The 24,334-nt window shown below is 73.3% G+C and carries 16 protein-coding genes; 7 read left to right on the top strand and 9 right to left on the bottom strand.

Annotated elements, in window-relative coordinates; translation table 11 throughout:
- The first annotated feature begins 40 nt into the window (after positions 1–40).
- From ACFYZY_RS21365 to ACFYZY_RS21355, 3 genes are all read left to right on the top strand, one after another.
- Positions 41–844 carry a tyrosine-protein phosphatase gene (locus ACFYZY_RS21365; protein WP_388696397.1) on the top strand — a complete coding sequence of 268 codons (804 nt, stop codon included), beginning with the start codon at positions 41–43 and terminating at the stop codon, positions 842–844.
- 158 nt (positions 845–1,002) lie between these two features.
- Complete coding sequence (locus tag ACFYZY_RS21360) at positions 1,003–1,887, top strand: metal-dependent hydrolase (RefSeq protein WP_388696395.1); 885 nt, start codon at positions 1,003–1,005, stop codon at positions 1,885–1,887.
- The gene (locus ACFYZY_RS21355; RefSeq protein ID WP_388696392.1) at positions 1,887–2,948 is read left to right on the top strand and encodes a PDR/VanB family oxidoreductase; all 1,062 of its coding nucleotides are present in this window, start codon (positions 1,887–1,889) and stop codon (positions 2,946–2,948) included. The genes ACFYZY_RS21360 and ACFYZY_RS21355 overlap by 1 nt, the downstream gene beginning before the upstream one ends.
- Positions 2,949–2,967: 19 nt before the next feature.
- Here ACFYZY_RS21355 and ACFYZY_RS21350 read toward each other — a convergent pair whose 3' ends face one another.
- The gene (locus ACFYZY_RS21350; protein ID WP_388696389.1) at positions 2,968–3,645 is read right to left on the bottom strand and encodes a hypothetical protein; all 678 of its coding nucleotides are present in this window, start codon (positions 3,643–3,645) and stop codon (positions 2,968–2,970) included.
- 37 nt (positions 3,646–3,682) lie between these two features.
- Between ACFYZY_RS21350 and ACFYZY_RS21345 the strand changes: the two genes are divergently transcribed.
- Positions 3,683–4,417, top strand: coding sequence for a TetR/AcrR family transcriptional regulator (locus ACFYZY_RS21345; RefSeq protein ID WP_388696387.1), 735 nt, complete (start codon positions 3,683–3,685; stop codon positions 4,415–4,417).
- A gap of 198 nt (positions 4,418–4,615) precedes the next feature.
- On the opposite strand, the gene pulA is transcribed toward ACFYZY_RS21345, so the two are convergent.
- The 6 genes from pulA to ACFYZY_RS21315 form a co-directional block, all read right to left on the bottom strand.
- Positions 4,616–9,913 (bottom strand): pullulanase-type alpha-1,6-glucosidase, encoded by a 5,298-nt coding sequence (pulA, locus tag ACFYZY_RS21340; protein ID WP_388696385.1) that lies wholly within the window; start codon positions 9,911–9,913, stop codon positions 4,616–4,618.
- A gap of 524 nt (positions 9,914–10,437) precedes the next feature.
- Positions 10,438–11,523 carry a LacI family DNA-binding transcriptional regulator gene (locus ACFYZY_RS21335; protein WP_388696384.1) on the bottom strand — a complete coding sequence of 362 codons (1,086 nt, stop codon included), beginning with the start codon at positions 11,521–11,523 and terminating at the stop codon, positions 10,438–10,440.
- Positions 11,511–13,178 carry a glycoside hydrolase family 13 protein gene (locus tag ACFYZY_RS21330; RefSeq protein WP_388696381.1) on the bottom strand — a complete coding sequence of 556 codons (1,668 nt, stop codon included), beginning with the start codon at positions 13,176–13,178 and terminating at the stop codon, positions 11,511–11,513. The genes ACFYZY_RS21335 and ACFYZY_RS21330 overlap by 13 nt, the downstream gene beginning before the upstream one ends.
- A gap of 47 nt (positions 13,179–13,225) precedes the next feature.
- Positions 13,226–14,098, bottom strand: coding sequence for a sugar ABC transporter permease (locus ACFYZY_RS21325; protein WP_388696617.1), 873 nt, complete (start codon positions 14,096–14,098; stop codon positions 13,226–13,228).
- Positions 14,092–15,105: a carbohydrate ABC transporter permease gene (locus ACFYZY_RS21320; protein WP_388696378.1), complete on the bottom strand. Its 1,014-nt coding sequence runs from the start codon at positions 15,103–15,105 to the stop codon at positions 14,092–14,094. Before ACFYZY_RS21320 ends, ACFYZY_RS21325 begins: the two co-directional genes overlap by 7 nt.
- Before the next feature lie 20 nt (positions 15,106–15,125).
- Positions 15,126–16,400 carry an extracellular solute-binding protein gene (locus ACFYZY_RS21315; RefSeq protein ID WP_388696375.1) on the bottom strand — a complete coding sequence of 425 codons (1,275 nt, stop codon included), beginning with the start codon at positions 16,398–16,400 and terminating at the stop codon, positions 15,126–15,128.
- Positions 16,401–16,733: 333 nt separating this feature from the next.
- On the opposite strand from ACFYZY_RS21315, the gene ACFYZY_RS21310 reads away from it, so the two are divergent.
- Entirely contained in the window at positions 16,734–17,774 is a 1,041-nt protein-coding gene (locus tag ACFYZY_RS21310) for a LacI family DNA-binding transcriptional regulator (protein ID WP_388696372.1), read from the top strand.
- Between the two features lie 68 nt (positions 17,775–17,842).
- Positions 17,843–18,757, top strand: coding sequence for a phosphatase PAP2 family protein (locus ACFYZY_RS21305; protein WP_388696369.1), 915 nt, complete (start codon positions 17,843–17,845; stop codon positions 18,755–18,757).
- Positions 18,758–18,783: 26 nt separating this feature from the next.
- On the opposite strand, the gene ACFYZY_RS21300 is transcribed toward ACFYZY_RS21305, so the two are convergent.
- A complete protein-coding gene (locus tag ACFYZY_RS21300; protein WP_388696366.1) occupies positions 18,784–20,355 on the bottom strand; it encodes an amidohydrolase in 1,572 nt (523 codons plus the stop codon).
- Positions 20,356–20,511: 156 nt separating this feature from the next.
- Between ACFYZY_RS21300 and ACFYZY_RS21295 the strand changes: the two genes are divergently transcribed.
- A complete protein-coding gene (locus tag ACFYZY_RS21295; protein WP_388696364.1) occupies positions 20,512–21,120 on the top strand; it encodes a TetR/AcrR family transcriptional regulator in 609 nt (202 codons plus the stop codon).
- A 46-nt stretch (positions 21,121–21,166) separates the two neighbouring features.
- Here ACFYZY_RS21295 and ACFYZY_RS21290 read toward each other — a convergent pair whose 3' ends face one another.
- A complete protein-coding gene (locus ACFYZY_RS21290; RefSeq protein ID WP_388696362.1) occupies positions 21,167–24,154 on the bottom strand; it encodes a bifunctional [glutamine synthetase] adenylyltransferase/[glutamine synthetase]-adenylyl-L-tyrosine phosphorylase in 2,988 nt (995 codons plus the stop codon).
- Between the last annotated feature and the right edge of the window lie 180 nt (positions 24,155–24,334).

Raw genomic sequence — 24,334 nt, 5'->3', positions numbered from 1 at the left:
AGGAAGGTGTGAAGCGGGACGAACCGGAGGAGTCGACGTCATGGCCGCCATTCCCGCCGTCTCCGTCGCCAACCTCCGTGACCTCGGGGGCCTGCCGCTCTCCGGCGGGCGGGCGGTCCGTCCGGGGCTCGTGTTCCGTTCCGCGCAGCTCGACCGGCTGGATCCCGGCGATCCCGCCGTGGCGGGCCTGGGCCTCCGCACGGTCGTGGACCTCCGGACGGACGGGGAACGCAGGGAGCGGCCCGACCGGCTGCCGCCCGGGGCGCGGCCGCTCGTCGCGGACGTGCTCGCCGACTGGCTCGCCACCAGCGGGCTGCCGCCGGCCGCGCGCCTGAAGAGCCTGCTGTCGCGGCCGGCCCTGGCCGAGGAGCACCTGGGCGGGGGCCGGATGCGGGAGGCGTTCGCCCGTACCTACCGGGCCTTCGTGTCCGCCGGTTCCGCCCGCGCCTCCTACGGCGCCCTCCTCGCGGAGCTGGGCGCGCCGGACGCCGGGCCGCTGCTCTTCCACTGCACGGCGGGCAAGGACCGGACGGGGTGGGCGGCGACGGTCGTCCTGTCGCTGCTCGGGGCGGACGAGGAGACGGTGCGGGAGGAGTACCTGTCGGTCAACCCGGCGGTGCGGCGGGCGTTCGCGCCGATGATCGAGGGGTTCACGGCCCAGGGCGGCGACCCGCAGCTGGCGCTCGACATGGTCGGGGTGCTGCCGGAGTACCTGGACGCGGCGCTCGACGAGGTGGCGGTGCGGCACGGGTCGATGGAGACGTACGTGCGGGACGGGCTCGGCGTGCCGGACGAGGTGGTCGGGCGGATGCGCGAGCGGCTGACGGGCGCGCGCGGGGAGTGACGGCGGCGGTCGCGGCCGACTCCGGGGGTTCGCCGTCCCGTGGCGTGCGGGACCGCCGGGCCACGGCTCCCCTTCCGGAGCGCCGTCGGCTCCCCCACCCGCGAAAAGGCTCCCGTCGGCACCTGTTCTCCGCGCGTACCCATCAGTACATTGACAGCATGTCCAACAAGCAGCCCGCGCCGGTGGCGTCGGAGCACGCCGAACTCAGGGCCCGCAAGGTCTCCTTCGACTGGGAGGAGACACCGCTCCACTGGGTTCCGGGCGATCCGTTCACCACCCACACCATCAACGTGCTGCACCTGCTGCTCCCGGCCGGCGAGCGCTGGTTCGTGCGCGTCTACGAGCAGGCCCTGCCGTACATCACGGACGACCGGCTCCGCGAGGACGTCATCGGCTTCATCGGCCAGGAGGCGGTCCACTCCCAGGCCCACGACGACGTCCTGCCGCACCTGCGGAAGCTGGGGCTCGACCCCACCCCGTACACCGCGCAGGTGGACTGGTTCTTCGAGAAGCTGCTCGGGGACCGCACCCTGCCGCCCGGCCGGCCGCGCCGCTGGTGGCTGCGGGAGCGGGTCGCGATGATCGCCGCCATCGAGCACTACACCGCCTTCCTGGGCGACTGGGTCCTCAACGCCGACGCCCTCGACCGGGCCGGCGCCGATCCGACCATGCTCGACCTGCTGCGCTGGCACGGCGCCGAGGAGGTCGAGCACCGCGCGGTCGCCTTCGAACTCTTCATGCACCTCGACGGCGGCTACCGGCGCCGCGTCCGCACCTGGGCGATCGCCTTCTCCGCCCTCGTCTTCCTCTGGCAGCGCGGCATCCGCTTCTTCCTGGAGAACGACCCGCTCCTCGACGCCCCGAAGGCGTCCGTGGCGGACTTCGTGCGCAGGGGCCGGCGGGGCGTGCTGCCGTCCACCCCGGCGGTGCTGCGGTCCGCCCCCCGCTACCTCAGCCGCTCCTACCACCCCTCCCAGGAGGGGAGCACCGAGCAGGCCCTGGCCTACCTGGCCTCCTCCCCCGGCGCCAACGGGGGCCGCTGATGCCCCGGTTGACCGCCGTCGCCCTCGCCGCCGGAACCGCCCTGCTGGTCCGCCGCGCCGTCCGCCGCCGCATGTCCACCGCCCCGCTGTGGCCGATGCCCGCCCTCGACGTGCCCGTGTCCGGGTACGGCCGGGGCCGCACCGTCCCCCGCAAGGTCACGGTGGCCCGCCGCACCGTGCCCGCGGAGGGCGTCGTGGAACTGCGCCTCGAAGGCGCCGGCCTGCCCGCCTGGCAGCCGGGCGCCCACGTCGACCTGGTCCTGCCCTCCGGGCTCGTCCGGCAGTACTCGCTCTGCGGCGACCCCGCCGACACCGGCGCGTACACGGTGGCGACCCGGCTGATCGGGTCCGGGGAGGGCGGGCGGGGCGGCTCGCGCGAGGTCCACGAACAGGTGCGCGAGGGCATGGAGATCGAGATCCGGGGACCCCGGAACCGCTTCCCGCTCGTCGCGGCCCCCGCGTACGTCTTCGTCGCCGGGGGCATCGGCATCACCCCCGTCCTGCCCATGCTGCGCGCCGTGGAGGCGGCCGGGGCGGAGTGGCGGCTCGTGTACGGCGGGCGGAGCCGGGCGACCATGCCGTACCTCGCCGAGGTCGAGGCGCTGGGCGGCGACCGGGTGACCGTCGTCGCCGAGGACGAGTCCGGCTACCCCGACCTGGGCTTCCTCGGGCACGTTCCGGACGGGACGGCCGTCTACTGCTGCGGACCCGACGGCCTGATGGACGCGGTGGGCGCGGCGATGCCCGCGGGGCGGGCCCCGCGCCTGGAGCGCTTCTCGGCCGCCGCGCCGACCGACGGCGCCCCCTTCGAGGCCGAACTGCGCCGCTCCGGGCGCACGGTGGCGGTGGCGGCCGGCCAGTCGCTCCTGGACGCGGTGCGCGCGGAGCTGCCCGACGTGCCGTACTCCTGCCGCCAGGGCTTCTGCGGGACCTGCCGGCAGCGGGTCCTGGAGGGCGGGATCGACCACCGGGACGACCTGCTCACCGACGCCGAGCGGGACGGCTCGATGCTGCTCTGCGTCTCGCGCTGCACGGGGAAGCGGCTCGTGCTCGACCTCTGAGCCCCGGGACCGGCCGGCCCTACGGGAGGACCAGCCAGTCCAGGGCGAGCGCGGTGGCGAGGCCCCCCACCAGGAGCCAGGTCGCGAGCCGCGTACGGCCGTTGCGGGACAGCTCGATCACGATCCCGCAGAGGATCATGGCGAGCCCGTACACGCCGACGACCAGGACGGACGTGCGGCTCGCGAGGCGGACGACGAGGACCGCGGCGAGGGCGACGAGGAGGACGGAGGCGGCGGCGACGCGCAGCCGCCTCGCCTGCCGGGGGGTGAGGCCCCCGACGGTGCTGCCGACGGCGTCGTCCTCTTCGGCGTCGCCCTCTTCGCGTGCGTCCTCTTCACGGCCGCCCTGGACGCCCTCTCCACGGACGCCCTTTTCGCGCACGCCCTCTTCACGACCGCCCTGGACGCCCTCTCCACGGACGGCCTCTTCGCGGACGCCCGCCGGATCTTCCCCGGAAGCCGCTCCGGAGCCCTCCCCGGCGGCCCTCCCGGCCGGCTTCTCCGTGTCCCCGTCCTCCGGCCTCCCGCCGGACGTCTCGCGCGGCGCGGGGACGCCGGGGGTCGCCGCGGCCCCGCCGGTCCCCGCGGAGTTCGCGGTCTTCGCCGTCTTCGCGGAGTTCGCGGGGTTCGCGGTCTTCGGGGTCCCGGAGACCTCCGGGGACTCGGCCAACGGGGTGTCCTGGTCGGGAGCGCTCATGGGGCAGGAGCGTAACGGACCCCGTTAGGCTGTTCGCATGACGACCGGGGTGCGCCGCAGGATGGGCGTCGAGGAGCGCAAGCAACAGCTGATCGGGGTGGCCCTCGAACTCTTCGGCCACCGCTCGCCCGACGAGGTGTCCATCGACGAGATCGCGGCGGCCGCGGGGATCTCGCGGCCGCTGGTCTACCACTACTTCCCCGGCAAGCAGAGCCTCTACGAGGCCGCGCTCCGGCGGGCCGCCGACGAGTTGGCGGCCCGGTTCGCGGAGCCGCACCGGGGTCCGCTGGGGGCGCGGCTGCTGCGGGTGATGGGCCGCTTCTTCGACTTCGTGGAGGGCCACGGCCCGGGTTTCGCGGCCCTGATGCGCGGCGGCCCGGCGGCGGGCTCGTCCACGACGAACGCGATGATCGACGAGGTCCGGCAGGCCGCGTACGAGCAGATCCTCGCGCACCTCGGGGTCGAGGAGCCGTCCGCGCGCCTGGAGTTGGTGGTCCGGTCCTGGGTGTCGCTCGCCGAGACGACGGCGCTGCTCTGGCTGGACGGGCGGCGGGTGCCGCGCGCGGAGCTGGAGTTGCAGCTCGTGCACGACTTCGCCGCGCTGGCGGCGGTGAGCGCCGCGTACGACCCCGGGATGGCGGAGATCCTGGTCGGCATCCTCGCCGACGAGCCGGCCGACAGTCCCTTCGGGGAGCTGATGGCCCGCCTCGCCGCGTTCGTGCCCGCGCCGGGCGCGCCGCCCGCCGCACCGGACCGGCGGGAGCCGCGCTGACGGCGGTGCGGGGGTCCTTCCGGCGGGCGGCCGGGCGGACCGTGGCCCGGCCGGACCGCCTCGCGGACGGCCCGCGGCCGCGCGCGTACGACGGGGCCGCGGGCCGCCGTGCCGTCGGCGGGGAGCCGGGAGGGCTCGCCGCCGACGGCACGCGCCACGGGGTCGCCCCGACGGAGCGGGGGCTCCCCCGGGAGCCGGTCACCCGGCCCTGAACACCGCCACCGTCCGCGCCGGGACCGTGAAGGTGCCCGAGCCCTTCTCGTAGGAGGCGGTCCGCACGACCGCGTCGGAGCCCTTCGCCTGGACCGGGTGCAGGGCGTAGCCCCTGCCCGCCAGGCCGGTGACCGTCTGCTTCCGCGTCTCCGGGCTCGCGTTGAGGACGACGACCAGGTCGCCGAGGCGCATGGTGATCACGCCCGGGGTCTCGCCGGGGCCGGAGAGCGGGAAGGACAGGGCCGCCCGCACCCGGTCGGCGGTGGCCAGGGAGAAGACCGGTTCGGTGGTGCGGATCTTCTGGAGGTCCCGGTACGCGGCCGAGGCCCCGTCGATCTGCGCGCAGCCGGGCGTGAGGGACGGGTTCGTCAGGAGCGGCTTCGCGAAGCCCCACTTGGACCTGTTGTCGGCGGCGGGCGGCAGGCCCCGGCCGAAGCCGTTGCCGTCGCGGCAGTCCCAGTGGAGGGCGTTGAACCAGTCGCCGCTGTCGTACGAGTTGCGGTCGAGGGACTTGGAGCGCAGCAGGTCCGAGCCGGCCTGGGAGAGCGCCGGTCCCTGCGAGAGGGTGGCCGTCGCCATGGCGAGGACCTGCATCCTGGCCCGGTCGGCCGGGGACGTGTCCGCCGGGAGCTTGAAGGCGAGCGCGTCGTACAGGGTCTCGTTGTCGTGGGCGTCGGCGTAGGCCAGGGCGTCGCCGGGGGCGGCGGCGTATCCGGCGGGGGCGCCGTTGTAGTCGACCTCGGAGCCCTTGACCGTGCGCCCGGAGGTGTCGGTGAAGGTGTAGTCGGCGAGGTTGCCGGTCAGGCCGACCTTGATGAGGTCCTGGTAGTGCAGGAGCCGGGCCTTCTGCTCGGCCGGGGTTCCGTTGGCGGCCGAGGCGTTGGGGTCGGTGTAGAGGCCGGAGGCGAAGCCCTGGACGCCGGGGTCCTCGTCGAAGGGGCCGCCGCCGCGCACGGCGTCGCGGGCGCGGTCGGAGAAGGTCGCGATCCCCGTGCCGGCCATGTTCTTCTGGGTGGCCTGGACGAAGCGGGCGTCGTCGGCGACCTCGCCGAAGTTCCAGCCCTCGCCGTAGAGGACGATCGCCCTGCCGTCGACGCCGTCCTTCGCCACGGTCAGGGCGTCGAGGGCCTTGCGGACGGCGAGGAGGTTCTCCTTCGGGTGGTGGCCCATGAGGTCGAAGCGGAAGCCGTCGACCTTGTACTCCCTGGCCCAGGTGACCACCGAGTCGACGACGAGCCTGCCCATCATGGCGTTCTCGGGCGCGGTGTTGGCGCAGCAGGTGGAGGTGGCGACGGAGCCGTCGGCCTGGAGGCGCTGGTAGTAGCCGGGGACGATCCGGTCGAGGACGGACTTGTCGGACTGTCCGGCGGCGACGGTGTGGTTGTAGACGACGTCCATGACGGTGCGCAGTCCGTCGCCGTTGAGGGCCTGGACCATCCGCCGGAACTCGACCGTGCGGCGGGTGCCTTCGGGGTCGGTGGCGTAGGAGCCCTCGGGGACGGTGTAGTGCAGGGGGTCGTAGCCCCAGTTGTAGGCGTCCTTCGCCGCGGCGGCGGTGACGCACGCCTGCTGCTCCTCGGAGTCGGGGGCGTAGACCTTCGGGTCGCAGGCGGGGGTGGTCCGCGCGGACTTCTCCTCGGGGATCGTGCCGAGGTCGAAGGCCGGGAGCAGGTGGACGTGGGAGGTGCCGGAGGCGGCGAGGTCGCGCAGGTGCCGCGATCCCTTGCTGTCCTTGTCGGTGAAGGCGAGGTAGGTGCCCCGGTGGGCGGGCTCCGCCGTGGGGTCGGCGACCGAGAAGTCCCGGATGTGGAGCTCCTGGATCTGGGCGTCCCGCAGCGGCACGGCGGCGGGCTTCCGCAGGGTCTTCCAGCCGGCGGGGGCGAGCTCCGGGTCGGTGAGGTCGACGGCGAGGCTGCGGGCGGAGTCGGTGGTGAGGGCGGTGGAGTAGGGGTCGGTGACCCGGTTCTCCACGACCTTGCGGACGGTGGGGGCCCAGACCTTCACGACGTACCGGTACGGCTTCCCGGTCCAGGACTTGGGGCCGGTGACGGACCAGACGCCGGAGGCGTCGTCGCGGCGCATGGGCACGGTCCGGCCGTCGAGTTCGAGGGCGGCGGACTGGGCGGTGGGGGCCCACACGGAGAGGGTGACCCGGCCGTCGCGGAAGACGGGGCCGAGGGGGGCGCGGGTGGCCTTCGCCGCGTACAGGTCGTCGAGGACGCCCGCGGTCTGGACGCCGGTGGCGGCGAGCAGGGCGCCGTTGGCGGCGCGCTGGGTGGCGAGGAGCTGGCCGCGCAGGGAGTCGCGGACGCGGTCGGCGTCGCGCGGGTCGACGGTGAAGGCCGGGTAGTCCCGGAGGTGGGGGTACTTCGCCTTCTGGGCGTCGGTCATCGAAGAGGGCGTGAGGCGGAGCCACTGGCCCTCGTCGCTCAGGGCGCCGTCGGTGACGGTGATCCCGCCGTCCTTCGCGTACACGAGCTGCTGGCTGGTGGCGTCGGTGGTCTTCACCTTCCAGACGACGGTGTTCCGGTCGATCCACTGGGCCCCGGCCCTGCCGAGGTCGAGGTCCGGGGCGCCGCCGACGGTCGGGAGGAGGTACTTCGGCTGTCCGGAGAGCAGCCAGACCTCGTGGCCGTGGGTGGCGAGGTCGAGGGACTGGTCGGTGGGCAGGTCCTTCTCGTCGCCCTTGTGGAGGATGTACGAGAGGGTGGTGGCGCCCTCGGTGAGGGGGACCTCGTAGACCGCGCCGTACGCGTCGGTGCGGACGGGCATGAGGGGCTTGGACCAGTCGGTGGGCCGGGCGGCGCCGGTCCAGGTGTGGAGGCCCCAGCCGTCGTGGTTCCCGTCGGCCCGCTGGTAGTGGAGGACGGCCTTGGTCTTGTCGGGGGTGACGGGGGCCGGGTCGGTGTCGGACTGGCCCCCGGCACCCTGCGTGATCCAGACCTCGCCGGTGCGGCCGAGGTCGATACTGCGCTGCGGCCCGTCGGCGGCGCCGTCCTTCTCGACGGTGTACGGGACGGTGGAGGCGCCCTCGGGGACCTTGACCCAGGCGAAGGCGCCGAAGGCGTCGCGACCGGTGAAGGCGGCCTGCTGATCGGCGGACTTCAGCTTCCAGCCGTCGTAGTTCCCGTCCTCGCGCCGGTAGTGCACGACGGCGTAGGGGCGCTCGACGGCGACCGGCTTCTCGGGGGCGGGAGGCGCGCCGGCGGTGGTGGCGGCGGTGGCGCTCGCGGTGCGGCCCGCGCCGTCCACGACGACGGCCTTGTAGCGCAGGGCGGTGCCGGCGGGGGCGGCCACGTGCTGGGTGACCTTGTAGGGGGCGTGGTCGGCGGTGCCGAGGGTCTGCCAGCGTCCGTTGCCGACCTGGGCGGCGAAGACGACCCGGGCGAGTCCGTCGCCGGTCACGTCGGCGGAGAGTTCGACGGTGCCGGTGGCTCCGGCGGCCGGGGGCTTCAGCGAGACGCCGGGCCGTACGGCGGGGACCGGGAGGGCCCGGTCGGCCTTGAGGACCAGGGAGGAGAGGGCCGGGACGGTGACGGTGACCTTCCCCCCGGTGGCGGTGACGGTGGCGGTGCCCCGGCCTCCGTACAGCGCCCGGAAGCCCTCCGAGTCGACGGGGATCGTGACGGTCCGGTCGGTGGGGGCGCCGTTGGCGGCGACGAGGTACTCGGTGCGGTCCTTCGCGTCCGTGCGGGAGAAGGCGTAGAGGGAGCCCTCGGCGTACCGCTCCCGCTGGACGCCGTCGCGCAGGGCCGGGTGTTCGCGGGTGAGCTTCGACAGGGCGGCGACGGAGCGGTAGAGCGGGTGGCCGGTGTCGTAGGCGTCGGTGGCGTGGGTGCGGTCGGTGCCGATCTGGTCGTCGTCCAGGTAGTCGGCGGTCCCGGAGGCGAAGAGGGGCTGGCGGGCGTCCTTGTCGCCGCCCGCGCCGGTGAAGCCCTGCTCGTCGCCGGCGTAGACGACGGGGTTGCCCCGGGAGAGGAACATCAGCTCGTTGGCGAGCCGGGCGCGCGCGAGGAGTTCGGCGTCGGAGGCGTCCGGGTTGTCCTGCTTCAGGAAGGCGCCGAAGCGGCCCATGTCGTGGTTGCCGAGGAAGGTGACCTGCTCGTAGGCGTTGGCCTTGTCGGTGGTGTAGCGGTGGTCCTCGGCGAAGACCTCGGCGAGCCGGCCGGCCCCGGCGCCCCGGGAGGCGAAGGCGCGGGCGGCGTCCTGGAAGGGGAAGTCGAGGGTGGCGTCGAGCCGGCCCCGGGTGACGTAGGGGGCGGTGACGGCGGGGTCGGAGGAGTAGACCTCGCCGAACAGGAAGAAGTCCTCGCGGCCCCGCTTCCTGGCGTAGGCGTCGAGGGCGGTGGCCCACTGGGTCCAGAAGTCCAGGTTCACGTGCTTGACGGTGTCGACGCGGAAGCCGTCGATGTCGAAGTCGTGGACCCACTTCTCGTAGATCCTCTTCATGCCCTCGACGACCTCGGGGCGTTCGGTCCACAGGTCGTCCAGACCGACGAAGTCGCCGTACTCGGCGGACTCGCCGGCCCACGTGGAGTCGCCCCGGTTGTGGTACATCGTGGGGTCGTTGAGCCAGGCGGGCTTCTTGGCGTCCTTCTCCGCGACCGGGGTGTAGGGGAAGGAGTCCGCGTCCACCTCGCCGACGGCGTTCCGGTCGTCGAAGGGGCGGCCCTCCTTGTCCAGGTAGGGGTAGGCGCCCTTGGGGCGGTAGCCGTACTTCTTCTCGGCGTGGTCGACGGTGTCGGCGGTGTGGTTGGTGATGACGTCGAAGAAGACCTTCATGCCCTTGGCGTGGGCGGCGGCGATCAGCTTCCGCAGGTCGTCGTTGGTGCCGAAGTGGGGGTCGACCTGGGTGAAGTCGGTGATCCAGTAGCCGTGGTAGCCGGCGGAGGCGTCCTTGCCGACGCCCTGCACGGGCCGGTTCTTGAAGATCGGCGCCATCCAGATGGCGGTGGTGCCGAGGCCCTTGACGTAGTCGAGCCGCCGGGTGAGGCCCTTGAGGTCGCCGCCCTGGTAGAAGCCCTTGTCGGTGGGGTCGAAGCCGGTCCGCGTACGGCTGCCGGTCAGACCGCCCCGGTCGTTGGAGGGGTCGCCGTTGGCGAACCGGTCGGGCAGGACGAAGTAGAACTGCTCGCGGGTCAGGTCGTGGCGGGCGGGCTGGGCCGCGAGCACCCGGTCCGACGGCGGGGCGGGCGGTCTCGGCGCGGCGGTCGCGGGGACGGCGGGCACGAGGGCCGCGCACAGGGCGGCGGCCAGTGCGACCGCCGTTCTCTTGCGTATCACGGGGAAGCTCCCTGGAGGTACGGGAAGAGGAGGCCGCCCCGGGTGGGGCGGCCCTGCGGTGCGGGTGGGGATCAGCCGTGGAGCGGGGGGATCAGCCGCGGAAGGCGTCGTTCGCGACGGGCCGCCCGGGGCGGAGACGGGGCCGGGATCGGGGCCGGTCGCGGTGCGGTCGGCACCGGGCTCCCGGGGACGCGTCCGGCGACGGGACGGGCGCCGGCCGTGGGCGCGGAGGCGGTGCGATCCGGGGCGGCCGGGGCGGCCGGGGTGGTCCCCCCGCCGGGCAGCACGCCGGTGTCGGTCTCCCCGCCGGGTGGAGCGGCCTGCGCGGGGGCGTTTCCCGTGAGGGCCGCAGCGGCCCCCGTCACCGGGGCGGACGCGGCGGCCACGGATCTTCCGGCCATGCTTCCTCCTGTACGACCTCGGCGTCGCAAGAAGTTGCCGAAAAGTTCAGCAACTGCTTTCAGCCGTGACCGTACGAGCGCCCCGGCGCCCGGTCAACCCTCCGGACGCCCCCGCGCGAGTTTTTACGGAAGCGGCCGCGGCCGCTCGTCGCGGGCGGGCGGCTGCGCGGTCGAGCCGCGCACCACCAGCTCGGGCTGGAAGACGAACTCCGTGCGCTGCACCGGGTTTCCCTCGATCTCCTCCAGGAGCGCGCCCACGGCGGCCGTGGCCATCGCCTGGACGGGCTGGCGGACGGTGGAGAGCGGCGGACTGGTGAAGGCGATCAGGGGCGAGTCGTCGAAGCCGACGACGGAGACGTCCCGGGGTACGTCGAGGCCCCGGGCGCGGACCGCGCGGATCACGCCGAGCGCCATCAGGTCGGAGCCGCAGACGATGCCCGTGCAGCCCTCGCCCAGCAGGATGTCGGCGGCGGCGTGGCCGCCCTCGACGCCGAAGAGGGTGGGCCGGACGAACCGTTCCGCCTCCGCGCGGCCGGTGCCGAGGAGTTCGTACAGCTCGGCGGCGAAGCCCTCGGCCTTGCGGCGCGAGGGGACGTAGCGGGTGGGGCCGATGGCGAGGCCGATGCGCTCGTGCCCCAGCTCGACCAGGTGGCGCACGGCCATGCGGGCCGCCGCCCGGTCGTCCGGGGAGACGAAGTTGGCGTCGATGTGCTCGTTGTAGCCGTTGACGAGGACGAACGGCACTCCCCGGGCCGCGAGCCGGTCGTAGCGGGACGGGTCGGCGGTGGCGTCCGCGTGGAGGCCGGAGAGGAAGACGATGCCGGCGACCCCGCGCTCCACGAGCTGCTCGACCAGCTCGTCCTCGGTGGCGCCGCCGGGCATCTGGGTGCAGAGCACCGGGGTGTACCCGTGCCCGGCGAGGACCTGCTCGACGACCTGCGCGAACGCCGGGAAGATCGGGTTGGTCAGCTCGGGCACGACGAGGCCGACGAGGCCCGCGCTGCGCCGCCTGAGGCGGACGGGGCGCTCGTAGCCGAGCACGTCGAGCGCTGCGAGGACCTTGTGCCGGGTCGCGCCGGCCACCCCCGCCTTGCCGTTGAGGACGCGGCTGACGGTGGCCTCGCTGACCCCGGACTGGGCCGCGATGTCCGCGAGCCGCGGGACGCCGGGAACGACGCCCCGCGGCAGGGGAATCGTCACACCGCCCACCAGACGGTGGTGTCGGCGGGCAGCTCCACCACGCCGTCCCCGGGGGAGACCGGCGCGCTGGAGAGGAGGAACCGGCCGGGCAGCGGGACGGAGATGGCCCGGCCGGTGGTATTGGCGGTGCAGACGAAGCCGTCGCGCCGGAAGGCGAGGACGCCCTCGGGGGCCTCCAGCCACTCGACGCCGGAGCCCGCGCCGAGTTCGGACCGGGCGCGGCGCACGGCGAGCGCGCTGCGGTACAGCTCCAGGGTGGAGTCGGGGTCGCCGGTCTGCGCCTCGACGCTCAGCTCGCCCCAGGTCGCGGGCTGCGGCAGCCAGGAGCCGCCCGCGCCGAAGCCGTACGAGGTGCCCCCGACGGTCCACGGGATCGGCACCCGGCAGCCGTCGCGGAAGCCGTCCTGGCCGCTGGCGCGCCAGAACGAGGGGTCCTGGCGGACCTCGTCGGGCAGGTCGGTGACGTCCGGCAGGCCGAGCTCCTCGCCCTGGTAGACGTAGGCCGAGCCGGGCAGGGCCAGCATCAGGAGGGTGGCGGCGCGGGCCCGGCGCAGGCCGAGTTCGCGGTCGCCGGCCTCGCGGAGCTGGGTGCCGAGGCCCGCCGGGTTGGCGAAGCGGGTGGCGTGCCGGGTGACGTCGTGGTTGGAGAGCACCCAGGTGGCGGGGGCGCCGACCGGGCGCATCGCGGCGAGCGAGGCGTCGATGACGGTCCGCAGCTCGGTCGCGTCCCAGTGGGTGCCCAGGTACTGGAAGTTGAACGCCTGGTGCATCTCGTCGGGGCGCACGTAGTTCGCGGTGCGGTCGACGGTCGGGGTCCACGCCTCGGCGACGAGGATGCGCTCCCCGTCGTACTCGGAGAGGACCTGGCGCCAGGAGCGGTAGATCTCGTGGACGCCGTCCTGGTCGAAGAAGGGCATGACGTCGTTGCCGAGCAGCTTGAGCTGGTCGTGGGCGCCGATGTCGGGCAGGCCGGCGGCCTTGACCAGGCCGTGGGCGACGTCGACGCGGAAGCCGTCGACGCCCATGTCGAGCCAGAAGCGCAGGATGGAGCGGAACTCGTCGCGTACGGCGGGGTGTTCCCAGTTGAAGTCGGGCTGCTCCGGGGCGAAGAGGTGCAGGTACCACTCGCCGGGGGTGCCGTCCGGGTTCTCGGTGCGGGTCCAGGCCGGGCCGCCGAAGATGGACTCCCAGTCGTTGGGGGGCAGTTCGCCGTCCGTGCCCTTGCCGGGGCGGAAGTGGTAGCGCTCGCGCAGCGGCGACCCGGGGCCCTCGTGGAGCGCGCGCCGGAACCACTCGTGCCGGTCGGAGGAGTGGTTGGGGACCAGGTCCACGATGATCCGCAGGCCCAGGTCGTGGGCCTCGCGGATCAGCGCGTCGGCGTCGAGCAGGGAGCCGAACATCGGGTCGATGGCCCGGTAGTCGGCGACGTCGTAACCGGCGTCGGCCTGCGGCGAGGCGTAGAACGGCGAGAGCCAGACGGCGTCGACGCCCAGGTCCCTGAGGTAGGGCAGCCGACTGCGCACGCCCTCCAGGTCGCCCATGCCGTCGCCGTTGCCGTCGGCGAAGCTGCGGGGGTAGACCTGATAGATCACGGCGTCTCTCCACCAGCCCGTGTGCGTGCCGGTGGTGGGGGCGGCGGCCGGGGCGGCAAGATGCTGGGTCATGTCTTCCCTGGGAGGTATGGAGGGGCGTACGGAGGCGGTGGTCGGGCTCAGCCCTTGACGGCACCGGCGGACATGCCGGTGACCAGGTGCCGCTGGGCGAAGAGGAACACCAGGGCGGCGGGGATGGCGATGAGCACCGAGGCCGCGGACATCGGGCCCCACTGGGCGCCGTACTGGTTGACGAACTTCTGCAGTCCGCCCGCGAGGGTGAGGTTCTCGTCGCCCACCATGAAGGCGGAGGCGTAGGCGACCTCGCCCCAGGCGGTGATGAAGGAGTAGAAGGCGGTGACGGCGATGCCCGGCTTGGCGAGGGGCAGGATCAGCCGCCAGAAGGTGCCGAACGGGGTGAGGCCGTCGACGTAGCCGGACTCGTCGATCTCGCGCGGGATGGTGTCGAAGAAGCCCTTCATCATCCAGGCGCAGAACGGGACGGCGATGGTCAGGTAGGTGATGACCAGGCCGGCCGGCTGGTTGAGCAGGCCCATCGACGACATGATGTTGTAGATCGGCACGATCAGGACGGCGACCGGGAACATCTGGGTGATGAGCAGCGTCCACATCAGGCCGCGCTTGCCGGGGAAGCGGAAGCGGCTGACGGCGTAGCCGGTGGTGGCGGAGATGAAGACGCCGATCAGGGTGGTGAGGGCGGCGACGAGCAGCGAGTTGCCGAACCAGGTGAGGAACGGGGTGTCCTTCAGCAGGTTCGTGTAGTTCTCGAAGGTCGTCTCCTTCACGAAGTCCGTGGTGGTCGCGTACTTCGCCGGCTTCAGCGAGGTCAGCAGCACCCAGAGCACCGGGAAGACGGCGATCACGGAGGCGACGATCAGGGTGAGGTGCAGCCCGGCCGAGGCGAGCGGCGAACGGCGTCCGCGCACCGGGGCGTTCGGGGTCTGGGGGGCGGGGGTCGTGGTGGTCACCAGACTTCTCCCTGCTTGCGGAGGACGCGCCGGTAGACCGCGGCGAAGACCATCAGGAGGATCAGGATCAGCACGCCCCACGTGGAGGACTGGGCGAAGTCGCGCGGGCTGATCTCGAAGGAGAACTTGTACGCCTGGGTGACGAGGATCTGGGTGGCCTCGCCGGGTCCGCCCCGGGTGAGCAGGAAGATCACCGGGAACATGTTGAAGGTCCAGATGGTGGAGAGCAGGATCACCGTGGTCGAGACCGAGCCGAGGCCCGGCATGGTGATGTTGCGGAAGCGCTGCCAGGCGTTGGCGCCGTCCATCTCGGCGGCCTCGTACAGCTCGCCGGGGATGGACTGGAGGCCGCCGAGGAGGGCGACCATCATGAACGGGACGCCGAGCCAGACGTTGACGGCGACGACCGCGAACTTCGCCACCGTCGGGTCGTTGAGCCAGGGCACGGCGGAGATGCCGCCACCGGCCAGGATCTCGTTGAGCAGGCCGCGGCGCTCGTCGAAGAGGAACCGCCAGGCGAACACGGAGACGAAGCCGGGGACGGCCCAGGGCAGGACCAGCAGCATCCGGTAGACGGAGCGGCCGACGATCCTGCGGTTGAGCACGTTGGCGAGGGTGAGGCCGAGGGCGAAGGTGATCGAGACGCAGGCCACCGTCCAGACGACGGTCCAGAGGAGCGTGCCGAGGAACTGGGTCCCGGTGAGCGCCTCGGTGTAGTTGTCCAGCCCGACGAACTCGTACGTGGCCGGGATCTGGTTGACGCCGATGGACCGGGCGACGTTCCGCTCGTTCGCGTCGGTGAACGACAGGTAGATGCCACGGACCAGCGGGTAGCCGATGATCACGCCGATCACGACGACCACCGGGGCGACCATCGCCCAGGCGTACCAGTGGGTGGCGAGGGAGCGCTTCCGCACGCTCCGGCGCTTGCCAGTTCCGCGGCTCCGGCCGCGGGCGACGGTGTCGCCCGCGGCCTTCGCCACCGACTGGCCGGTGGTGTCCACAGCCATCAGCCGGTCTGCCTTCCTTCTTACTTCCAGTCCTTGAGGAGCTTGCGGTAGCGGTCGCCGACCGCCTTCGCTCCCGCCTCCGGGGTGGTCTGGCCGGTGAGCACCTTGGTGTACTCGACCTTGAGCGGCTCGAAGAGGCTGCCGCCCTCGGGGATCCAGGGGCGCTCGACGGCCTTGTCGACGACCGGCTTGAAGAAGGCGATCATCTCGTTGGTCGCGATGTCCGGCTTGATGTAGACGGACGAGCGGGTCGGGAGGAGGCTCAGCTCCTTCGTCACCTTCGCCTGGGACTCGACCGAGGTCATGTACTCGACGAACGCGTAGGAGGCGTCGAGGTTCTTGGAGCCCGCGTAGACGGCGAGGTTGTGGCCGCCCTGCGGGGCGCCCTGGCCGGCCGAGCCGGCCGGGACCGGGGCGATGCCCAGGTTGGCCTTGTCGGCGAACTCCTTGCCGGTGAAGGTGTCGGCCACGGCCCACGGGCCGTTGATCATCATGGCGACCTTGCCGTCCTTGAAGGCGGCCTGCATGTTGTCCCAGCCGTTGGTCGCGTCGGTGATCGCGGCCTTCGAGTCGACCAGGTCCTTGACGGTCCTGAACGCCTTGACGCCGGACTCGTCGTCGACGGTGACCTTCTTCTGGTCGGCGTCGACCATGTCGCCGCCCTCGCCGTACAGGAAGGGGAGGAACCAGTACGGGTCGTCGCCGCGGAGGTAGAACCCGGTCTTGCCGGTCTTCTCCTTGATCTTGGCGGAGGCCGTCTTCAGCTCGTCGACGCTCTTGGGAACCGCGACGCCGGCGTCCTTGAAGATCTTCTTGTTGTAGAAGACGCCCAGGGAGTCGATGACCTGCGGGACGGCGTAGGTCTTGTCCTTGTACTTGACGGAGGCCGCCGCCTGCTTCAGGAAGTCGTCGGCGTCCTTGAGGGCCGGGGTGCCGTCCAGCGGGGCGAGGTAGCCGAGATCGGCGAACTCGGGGGTCCAGGCGACCTCGGAGCGGATGACGTCGGGCGCGCCGGAGCCGGACTGCGCGGCGTTCTTGAACTTGTTCTGCGCCTCGCCGAACGGCACGTTCACGTACTTGACCGTGACCTTGGGGTGCTTCTTGGTGAAGTCCTCGGCGAGCTTCTTGAAGACCTTGTCCTCGGAGCCGACCGTGGAGGTGTCCCACCAGGTCACGGTGCCGGAGAGCTCGCCCGAGCTCTTCGAGCCGCCGTTCGAATCGTCGCCGCTCCCGCACGCCGCCAGGGTCACGCCCAGGGCCGCGACCAGCGCGGTGGCCGCTATGCCACGCCGCATGTGAACTCCTTCAACTGATCCCGGGGGACGAGGGGCTGGAACCTTCCTCATGCGACCGCTCCCTCGCGGCGCTCCGGGTTGCCAGGAACGTAACAGGGATGAAAACGCGCCGAAAGACCTTGCGGGAATTTTCTGCAAGAGCCGGGGATCGTTACATCCGCGTGTCCCTAAGGTTGCCGGCGGGCCGCTTGACAGGGGCGAACGCCCCTCCCTCCGCCCTTCCCGACCCCGCAAGGCGCCCCGCAAGGGCTGCAAGTCCTTGCGGAAGGGGGGGCGAATCCCCGCCGCCGGGCCGGTGGGCAATACGCCCCGTGACCGGTACAGTCCCCTTCCATGACCGCGCGGCTCTCCGACATCGCAGCCCAGGCGGGGGTCAGTGAAGCCACAGTCAGCCGCGTGCTCAACGGAAAGCCCGGCGTGGCCACCACCACCCGCGAATCCGTCCTCGCCGCGCTCGACGTGCTCGGTTACGAGCGGCCCGTGCGGCTGCGGCAGCGCAGCGCGGGGCTCGTCGGCCTCATCACCCCCGAACTGGACAACCCGATCTTCCCCGCCCTGGCGCAGGTCATCGGGCAGGCGCTGACCCGGCAGGGCTACACGCCGGTCCTCGCCACCCAGACCCCCGGCGGGTCCACCGAGGACGAGCTCACCGACATGCTGGTGGAGCGCGGCGTCGCCGGCATCATCTTCGTCTCCGGACTGCACGCGGACACGACGGCCGACATGACGCGCTACGACCAGCTGCGCGGCAAGGGCGTCCCGTACGTCCTCCTCAACGGCTTCTCCCCCAAGGTACGGGCGCCCTTCGTCTCGCCCGACGACCGCGCCGCGATGCGGCTCGCCGTGACGCACCTGGCCTCGCTGGGGCACACCCGGATCGGGCTCGCGGTCGGACCGAAGCGGTTCGTGCCGGTGCTGCGCAAGATCGAGGGCTTCCGCAAGGGCATGGAGGAGCGACTCGGCCTCGGCCCCGAGGAGGCCGAGGAGCTGATCCAGCACTCCCTGTACACCCTGGAGGGCGGCCAGGCGGCCGCCGGGGCGCTGCTCTCCCGGGGCTGCACGGCCATCGTCTGCGCGAGCGACATGATGGCGCTCGGCGCGATCCGGGCCGCCCGGCAGCAGGGGCTCGACGTGCCCCGGGACGTCTCCGTCGTCGGCTTCGACGACTCCCCCCTCATAGCGTTCACCGATCCGCCGCTGACCACCATCCGGCAGCCCGTGCAGGCGATGGGCCAGGCAGCGGTCCGCGCGCTGCTCGAAGAGGTGGGCGGCACCCCGGCCCCGCACTCCGAGTTCGTCTTCATGCCCGAGCTGGTCGTCCGGGGCTCCACCGCCTCCGCGCCGTCCCCCCTCAGGACTCCGACCTCCGACTGACCGGGTGCGCCCGGGACCCGACCGAGAGATGATCGGTCGGGGGCGGCCATCTGGCAGACTCTCTCCCCATGGGTGAAACGACCGTGAAGAGTGTGGACCACCGGACGACCCCGTCGTCACCCATCGCGGCCGACGACCGGCTGTCGCGGCCGCGCCTCCGCGTCCCCCGGCGCCCCACGATCTGGTTCGAGATCCTGCTCATCGCGGTGAGCTACTGGACGTACTCGCTGGTCCGCAACGCGGTGCCGGAGCAGAAGGCCCAGGCCCTGCGGAACGCCGACTGGATCTGGCGGACCGAGGAGTCCCTGGGGCTCGCCTTCGAGCACACCGTGAACCACGCCGTGAACTCGGTGACGTGGCTGATCGTGTCGATGAACTACTACTACGCGACGCTGCACTTCGTGGTCACCATCGGCGTGCTGGTGTGGCTGTACCGCCGGCAGCCGGGCCGTTACGCGGCGTTCCGCACGGTCCTGTTCGCCACCACCGGCGTCGCTCTGGTCGGCTACTACCTCTACCCGCTCGCGCCGCCCCGGCTCATGAACGGCCAGGACTTCGTCGACACGGTCCTCGTCCACCACACCTGGGGCTCGATGGCCTCGGGCAACCTCAAGCACGTGTCGAACCAGTACGCGGCGATGCCGTCGATGCACATCGGCTGGTCGCTCTGGTGCGGACTGACGATCTTCCTGCTCGCCAGGGCGCCCTGGGCGCGGATCCTGGGCCTGCTCTACCCGGCGGCGACGCTCGTCGTGATCGTCGCCACCGCCAACCACTTCTGGCTGGACGCGGTCGGCGGGATGATCTGCGTGTCCTTCGGTTTCCTGGTCTCGTACTTCTGGTACGGCTCCCGGCCGCACCGGCTGCCGAAGCTGGTCGGCCCCGCGGAGCCCGCCGGGGTCGTCGCCCACGGAGGTCCGCCCCCGGAGGCGGGGACGGACCAGGGGGCGGACGCGGAGCGGCCGGTCGGCTCCGGGAGGTAGGACGCCCCGGTCCCGCCGGCCGCGGCTCAGACCTGCCGGTGCGTGATCCGGCCGCCCGCGACGGTGAGCCGGACCGGAGCCTCCGCGACCTCGTCCGCCGGGGCCTCGACCGGGTCCACGGCGAAGGCGGTGAGGTCGGCCCGGAAACCCGGGGCCACCCGGCCCGCGACCGCCTCCTCCCCCGCCGCGACCGCCGCGTGCGTGGTCATCCCCTCCAGGGCCATGAGGCCCGTGAGCCCGTGCCGGGCCGAGGCGGCGCCGCGCGGGGACCGGGCGGTGGCGAGGACCTGCCGGGCGTCGTAGGAGGCGACGGGCCAGTCGGAGCCGAGTGCGAGGTACGCCCCGGCGTCCCGCAGGTCGCGGCAGCGCCAGGCGCGGGCGGCCCGCTCCCCGCCGAGCCGCCGGGACCACTCGTCGGTGTGGTCGGCGCGGGTGTACGCGGAGTGCGGGGGCTGCATCGAGGCGACGACGCCGAGCGCGGCGAACCGCCCGAGCTGGTCCCCGGGGACGGTCTCGATGTGCTCGATCCGGTGGCGGGGGCCTCCCGCGCCGAGGCTTTCGACGGTGTCGAGGACGTGGCGGACGGCCGCGTCGCCGATGGCGTGGGTGACGGTGCCGACCCCGGCGCGGTGGAGGTGGCGCACGGCGGCGGAGTAGGCGGCCGGGTCGGGCCAGAAGGCGTCGGTGCCCCGGCCGTGGCAGTCGGCGTGTTCCAGCCAGGCGGTGCCGCCCTCGACGGTGCCGTCCATGAAGAACTTCACCCCGCCGATCCGCCACAGGCGCCCGGCCCGCTCCTGGAGCCGTACGAAACCGTCCAGCTCCTCGGCGGAGGCCCCGGGCATGCACCAGGGGGCGAGGCGCAGGCGCAGCGGCAGGTCGCCCTCCTCCTCCAGGGCGGTCAGCAGGCCGGGGACGTCGTGGCCGCGGAGGTCCATGACGTGGGCGGAGGCGAGACCGGTGGCGGCCATGGCGGTGAGCAGGCCGACGAGCCGGTCGCGGCGCTCGGCGTACGAGCGGGCGGGCAGGACCGGAGCCATCAGGTCCATGGCCGCGTACTCGACCAGGTGGCCGGTGGGGCGCCCCCCGGCGTCGCAGACGATCTCGGAGTGCTGGGCGAAGGCGCGGGGGCCGTCGATCCCGGCGGCGGCCAGGGCCGCGCCGCTGACCAGGACGGAGTGGGCGTCGTAGAGGCGCAGGTGGGCGGGGGCGCCGTCGAGGACGTCGTCGATCAGGTCGTGGTGGAGGGGCCGGCCGCCGAAGACGTTGTGGTCGAGGCCGAAGCCGAGGACCCAGCCGTCGCGCCGCTCGGCGGTCCTGAGCGCGGCCCGCAGTCCGTCGAGGTCGGTGACGCCGGAGAGGTCGGTGCCGGTGGACATCTCCAGACCGAGGACGGGGTGGCTGTGGGCGTCGGTGAGACCGGGGGTGAGGGTGGCGCCGGCGAGGTCCACGGTCTCGGTGCCGGTCCCGGCCCAGTCGCGGGCCTCGGCGTCGTCGCCCAGGGCGGTGATCCGTCCGTCCCGGACGGCGACGGCGGTGGCGCCGGTCGGCCCGGGGTCGCGGACGCGGGCGTTGACGAGGACGAGGTCGGGTGCGGACACGGGGATGCTGCTCCTTCGGTGGGTTCCGCGGCGGGACCGGTGGCGGGTTCCGCGGCGGAGCGGGCGCGGGGAGACCGAAACCTAAAGGCTTTCGGTTTACGCAATGTAACCTCGCCCTCGTCGATTCGGGAAGACCTGAACAGGGAGTGACGTTTCATGGGCCGGCCGCACAGACCCCTCCTCGACCGGGAACGCATCGCCACCACGGCGCTCGACATCGTGGACGAGCGGGGGGAGTTCAGCGTCCCGCAGGTCGCGAAACGGCTCGGCGTGCAGACGGCCTCCGTCTACCACCACGTGGACGGGCGGGACGGGATCGTGGAGCTGCTGCGCGAGCGGGTGGCCTCCGCCATCGAGAGCGAGACCCTCGACCGGGGCCCCTGGGACACGGCCCTCGCCGCCTGGGCCCGTTCCTACCGGGCCGCCTTCGCCGCCCACCCGCGCGCGATCCCGCTCCTCACCACGTCACCGGTGCGCGCGCCCCGGGTCCTCGACCAGTACGAACGGGCCGTCGGCCGCCTGATCGACGCGGGTTTCGCCCTGCCCGACGTCATGCCCGTGATCATCGCCCTGGAGAACCTGGTCCTCGGCTCGGCCCTCGACCTGGCCGCCCCCGAGTCGATGTGGGAACTCTCCGACGAGTCGGCCACCCCCCGGCTGGCCGACGCCCTGGGAGCGGTCCGCGGCAGCCGTACGGACCAGGCGTTCGAGCTGGCGCTCGCGGGCTACCTGGCCCACGTCAGGGCGCTGCTGGAGGCGTCGTAGGAATCATCCCCCCGGGGAGGCCCCGCCGGAAGCCGGGGCCCCGCGCCTACGCCCCGTAGAACAGCTCCTCCACGACCGCGCGGGCCCGGCGGGTGATCCGGCGGTAGTCGTCCACCATCTCGCCGACGTGCCCCGACTCGTACCCCAGGTACCGCCCCACCGCCGCGAGTTCGCGCGGCTCCGTGGGGAAGGTGTCGCCGGGCCGGCCGCGCACCAGCATCACCGCGTTGCGGACGCGGGTGGCGAGCACCCACGCCTCGTCCAGGGTCTGCGCCTCCTCCGCCGGGACGAGCCCGGCCGCGTGGGCGGCGGCCAGCGCCTCGCGGGTACGGGTCGTGCGCAGCCCCGGCTCGGACCGGCCGTGGCGCATCTGGAGGAGCTGGACCGTCCACTCGACGTCGCTCAGGCCGCCGCGCCCCAGCTTGGCGTGGAGCGTCGGGTCGGCGCCGCGCGGCAGCCGCTCGGACTCCATCCGGGCCTTGAGGCGGCGGATCTCGCGGACCGCGTCCTCGCCGAGCCCCCCGGCCGGGTACCGCAGCGGGTCGACGAGTTCGATGAACCTCTCGCCCAGGTCGCGGTCGCCCGCCATGTGTTCGGCGCGCAGCAGCGCCTGGCTCTCCCAGACCAGCGACCAGCGGCGGTAGTAGGCCCCGTACGACTTCAGGCTGCGGACCAGGGGGCCGCTCTTGCCCTCCGGCCTGAGGTCCGCGTCGATCAGCAGCGGCGGGTCGGCGGTGGGCAGCTGGAGGAGCCGCCGCATCTCCGTGACCACCTGCTGCGCGGCCCGGGCCGCCTCCTGCTCGTCCACTCCCTCGCGGGGCTCGTGCACGAACAGCACGTCGGCGTCGGAGCCGTACCCCGCCTCGTGGCCGCCGAAGCGGCCCATGCCGATGACCGCGAACCGGGTCGGCAGTTCGTCGCCCCAGCCGGCGCGCACGGCGGCCCGCAGGGCGCCCGCGATCGTGGCCGCGTTGAGGTCGGTGACGGCCTCCCCCACCCGGTCCACGAGGGCGCCCGGGTCGGACTCGCGGGGGTTGTCCTCGGTGCCGTACGAGCCGATGAGGTCGGCCGCGGCGGTGCGGAACAGCTCCCGGCGGCGCACCCCGCGCGCCGCGGCGACCGCCTGTTCGGCGTCGTCCGCGCGCCCGACCGCCGCCAGGACCTCCTGCTCCAGGTGGCCCCGGTCGCGCGGCTTCAGGCCCTCCGGGTCGCCGAGGATCGCGACCGCCTCGGGGGCGCGGAGCAGCAGGTCGGGGGCGAACCGGCCGGCGGAGAGCACCCGGGCCAGGTTCTCGGCGGCGGCGCCCTCGTCCCGGAGCAGCCGCAGGTACCAGGGGGTCTTGCCGAGGGCGTCGGAGACCTTGCGGAAGCCGAACAGTCCGGCGTCCGGGTCGGCCGAGTCCGCGAACCAGCCGAGCAGCACGGGCAGCAGGGTCCGCTGGATCGCGGCCTTCCGGCTCACCCCGGAGGAGAGCGCCTCCAGGTGGCGCAGGGCGGCGCCGGGGTCCGCGTACCCCAGGGCTTCGAGCCGCTGCACGGCCGCCGCGGGGCTGAGCCGGATCTCGCCGGGGGCGAGCTGGGCCACCGCGTCGAGCAGCGGGCGGTAGAAGATCTTCTCGTGCAGCCGCCGGACGACGGCCGCGTGCCGCTTCCACTCCTTGTTGAGCGCGGCGACCGGGTCGGTGCGCAGGCCGAGCGAGCGGCCGAGGCGGCGCAGGTCGGTCTCGCCCTCGGGGACGAGGTGGGTGCGGCGCAGCCGGTAGAGCTGGATGCGGTGCTCCATGGTCCGCAGGAAGCGGTACGCCTCGTCCAGCTGGGCCGCGTCGGCCCGGCCCACGTAGCCGCCGGCGGCGAGGGCGGCGAGCGCGTCGAGGGTGGTGCCGCTGTGCAGGGTGGCGTCGCTGCGGCCGTGGACGAGCTGGAGGAGCTGGACGGCGAACTCGACGTCCCGCAGTCCGCCGGGGCCGAGCTTCAGCTCGCGGTCGATCTGGGCGGCCGGGATGTTGTCCACGACCCGGCGGCGCATCCGCTGCACGTCGGGGACGAAGTTCTCGCGTTCGGCGGCCTGCCAGACGAGCGGCGAGACGGCCTCGATGTACCGCGCGCCCAGCTCCGGGTCGCCGGCGACCGCGCGCGCCTTCAGGAGGGCCTGGAACTCCCAGGTCTTCGCCCAGCGCTGGTAGTAGGCGAGATGGGAGGAGAGGGTGCGGACGAGGGGGCCGTTGCGGCCCTCCGGGCGCAGGTTGGCGTCGACGGGCCAGATGACCCCCTCGACGGTGGTCTCCGAGCAGATCCGCATCAGGTGGGAGGCGAGCCGGGTCGCGGCCCGGAGGGCCTCCCCCTCGTCGGCCCCGTCGGCCGGTTCCCCGACGAAGATCACGTCCACGTCGGAGACGTAGTTCAGCTCGTGGCCGCCGCACTTGCCCATCGCGATCACCGCGAGCCGGCACCGGGCGGCGTCCTCGGGCGCGTCGGCCTCCGCGAGGGCGAGCGCGGCGCGCAGGGTCGCCGTCGCCAGGTCGGCCAGTTCGGCGGCGGTCTGGGCGACGTCGGTGGTGCCGCACACGTCGCGGGCGGCGATGGCGAGCAGGCAGCGGCGGTAGGCGACCCGCAGCGCGACCGGGTCGGCGGCGCCGGCGAGCCTCCGCTCGAACTCCTCGACCCCCGGGTGCAGATCGGCCGCCTCGTAGGTGACGAGGGTCTCCCAGTCGCGGGGGTGGCGGGCCAGGTGGTCGGCGAGCGCCTCCGAGGCGCCGAGCACGCCGAGGAGCCGGTCCCGGAAGGGCTTGGCGGAGAGCAGCGTGGCGGTGAAGGCGTGCCGCTCGGCCTCGGGCTGCGCCTCGACGAGCCGGACCAGGCCGCGCAGGGCGAGATCGGGGTCGGCGGTGGCGCCGAGGGCGTCCAGGAGCACGGGGTCGCCGCGCAGTTCGGACAGCTCGGGCACGTCGAGCAGCCGCTCGGCCCCGGAGGGGTCGGTGAATCCGTGCCGCAGCAGACGGGTGAACGTACTGCTCCTGCGTCCGGGCACCGTCATTCCGCCGCTCCCTCCGAACAGGTCCGGGACAGGTCCAAGCCCAGGGACTGGCCCGGGGGACCGAGCCTATCCGGCGCGGGGCGCGGGGGCGTCCCGGCCTTCGGAACACAGTGGGGCACAGGTGACATCCCGCACATTGGTGGCTTTTCGCGGGGAGTAAACCGTATTTCTTGAAAGTCC

The sequence above is a fragment of the Streptomyces sp. NPDC001744 genome (genome assembly GCF_042892575.1).
Classification (GTDB): Bacteria; Actinomycetota; Actinomycetes; order Streptomycetales; family Streptomycetaceae; genus Streptomyces.
This window is presented reverse-complemented; position numbering and strand designations above follow the sequence as displayed.

Coding starts and splice junctions, on each gene's coding strand:
- ACFYZY_RS21365 (WP_388696397.1), top strand. CDS start 41: ATGGCCGCCATTCCCGCCGTCTCCGTCGCCAACCTCCGTGACCTCGGG.
- ACFYZY_RS21360 (WP_388696395.1), top strand. CDS start 1,003: ATGTCCAACAAGCAGCCCGCGCCGGTGGCGTCGGAGCACGCCGAACTC.
- ACFYZY_RS21355 (WP_388696392.1), top strand. CDS start 1,887: ATGCCCCGGTTGACCGCCGTCGCCCTCGCCGCCGGAACCGCCCTGCTG.
- ACFYZY_RS21350 (WP_388696389.1), bottom strand. CDS start 3,645: ATGAGCGCTCCCGACCAGGACACCCCGTTGGCCGAGTCCCCGGAGGTC.
- ACFYZY_RS21345 (WP_388696387.1), top strand. CDS start 3,683: ATGACGACCGGGGTGCGCCGCAGGATGGGCGTCGAGGAGCGCAAGCAA.
- ACFYZY_RS21330 (WP_388696381.1), bottom strand. CDS start 13,178: ATGACCCAGCATCTTGCCGCCCCGGCCGCCGCCCCCACCACCGGCACG.
- ACFYZY_RS21320 (WP_388696378.1), bottom strand. CDS start 15,105: ATGGCTGTGGACACCACCGGCCAGTCGGTGGCGAAGGCCGCGGGCGAC.
- ACFYZY_RS21315 (WP_388696375.1), bottom strand. CDS start 16,400: ATGCGGCGTGGCATAGCGGCCACCGCGCTGGTCGCGGCCCTGGGCGTG.
- ACFYZY_RS21310 (WP_388696372.1), top strand. CDS start 16,734: ATGACCGCGCGGCTCTCCGACATCGCAGCCCAGGCGGGGGTCAGTGAA.
- ACFYZY_RS21305 (WP_388696369.1), top strand. CDS start 17,843: ATGGGTGAAACGACCGTGAAGAGTGTGGACCACCGGACGACCCCGTCG.
- ACFYZY_RS21295 (WP_388696364.1), top strand. CDS start 20,512: ATGGGCCGGCCGCACAGACCCCTCCTCGACCGGGAACGCATCGCCACC.
- ACFYZY_RS21290 (WP_388696362.1), bottom strand. CDS start 24,154: ATGACGGTGCCCGGACGCAGGAGCAGTACGTTCACCCGTCTGCTGCGG.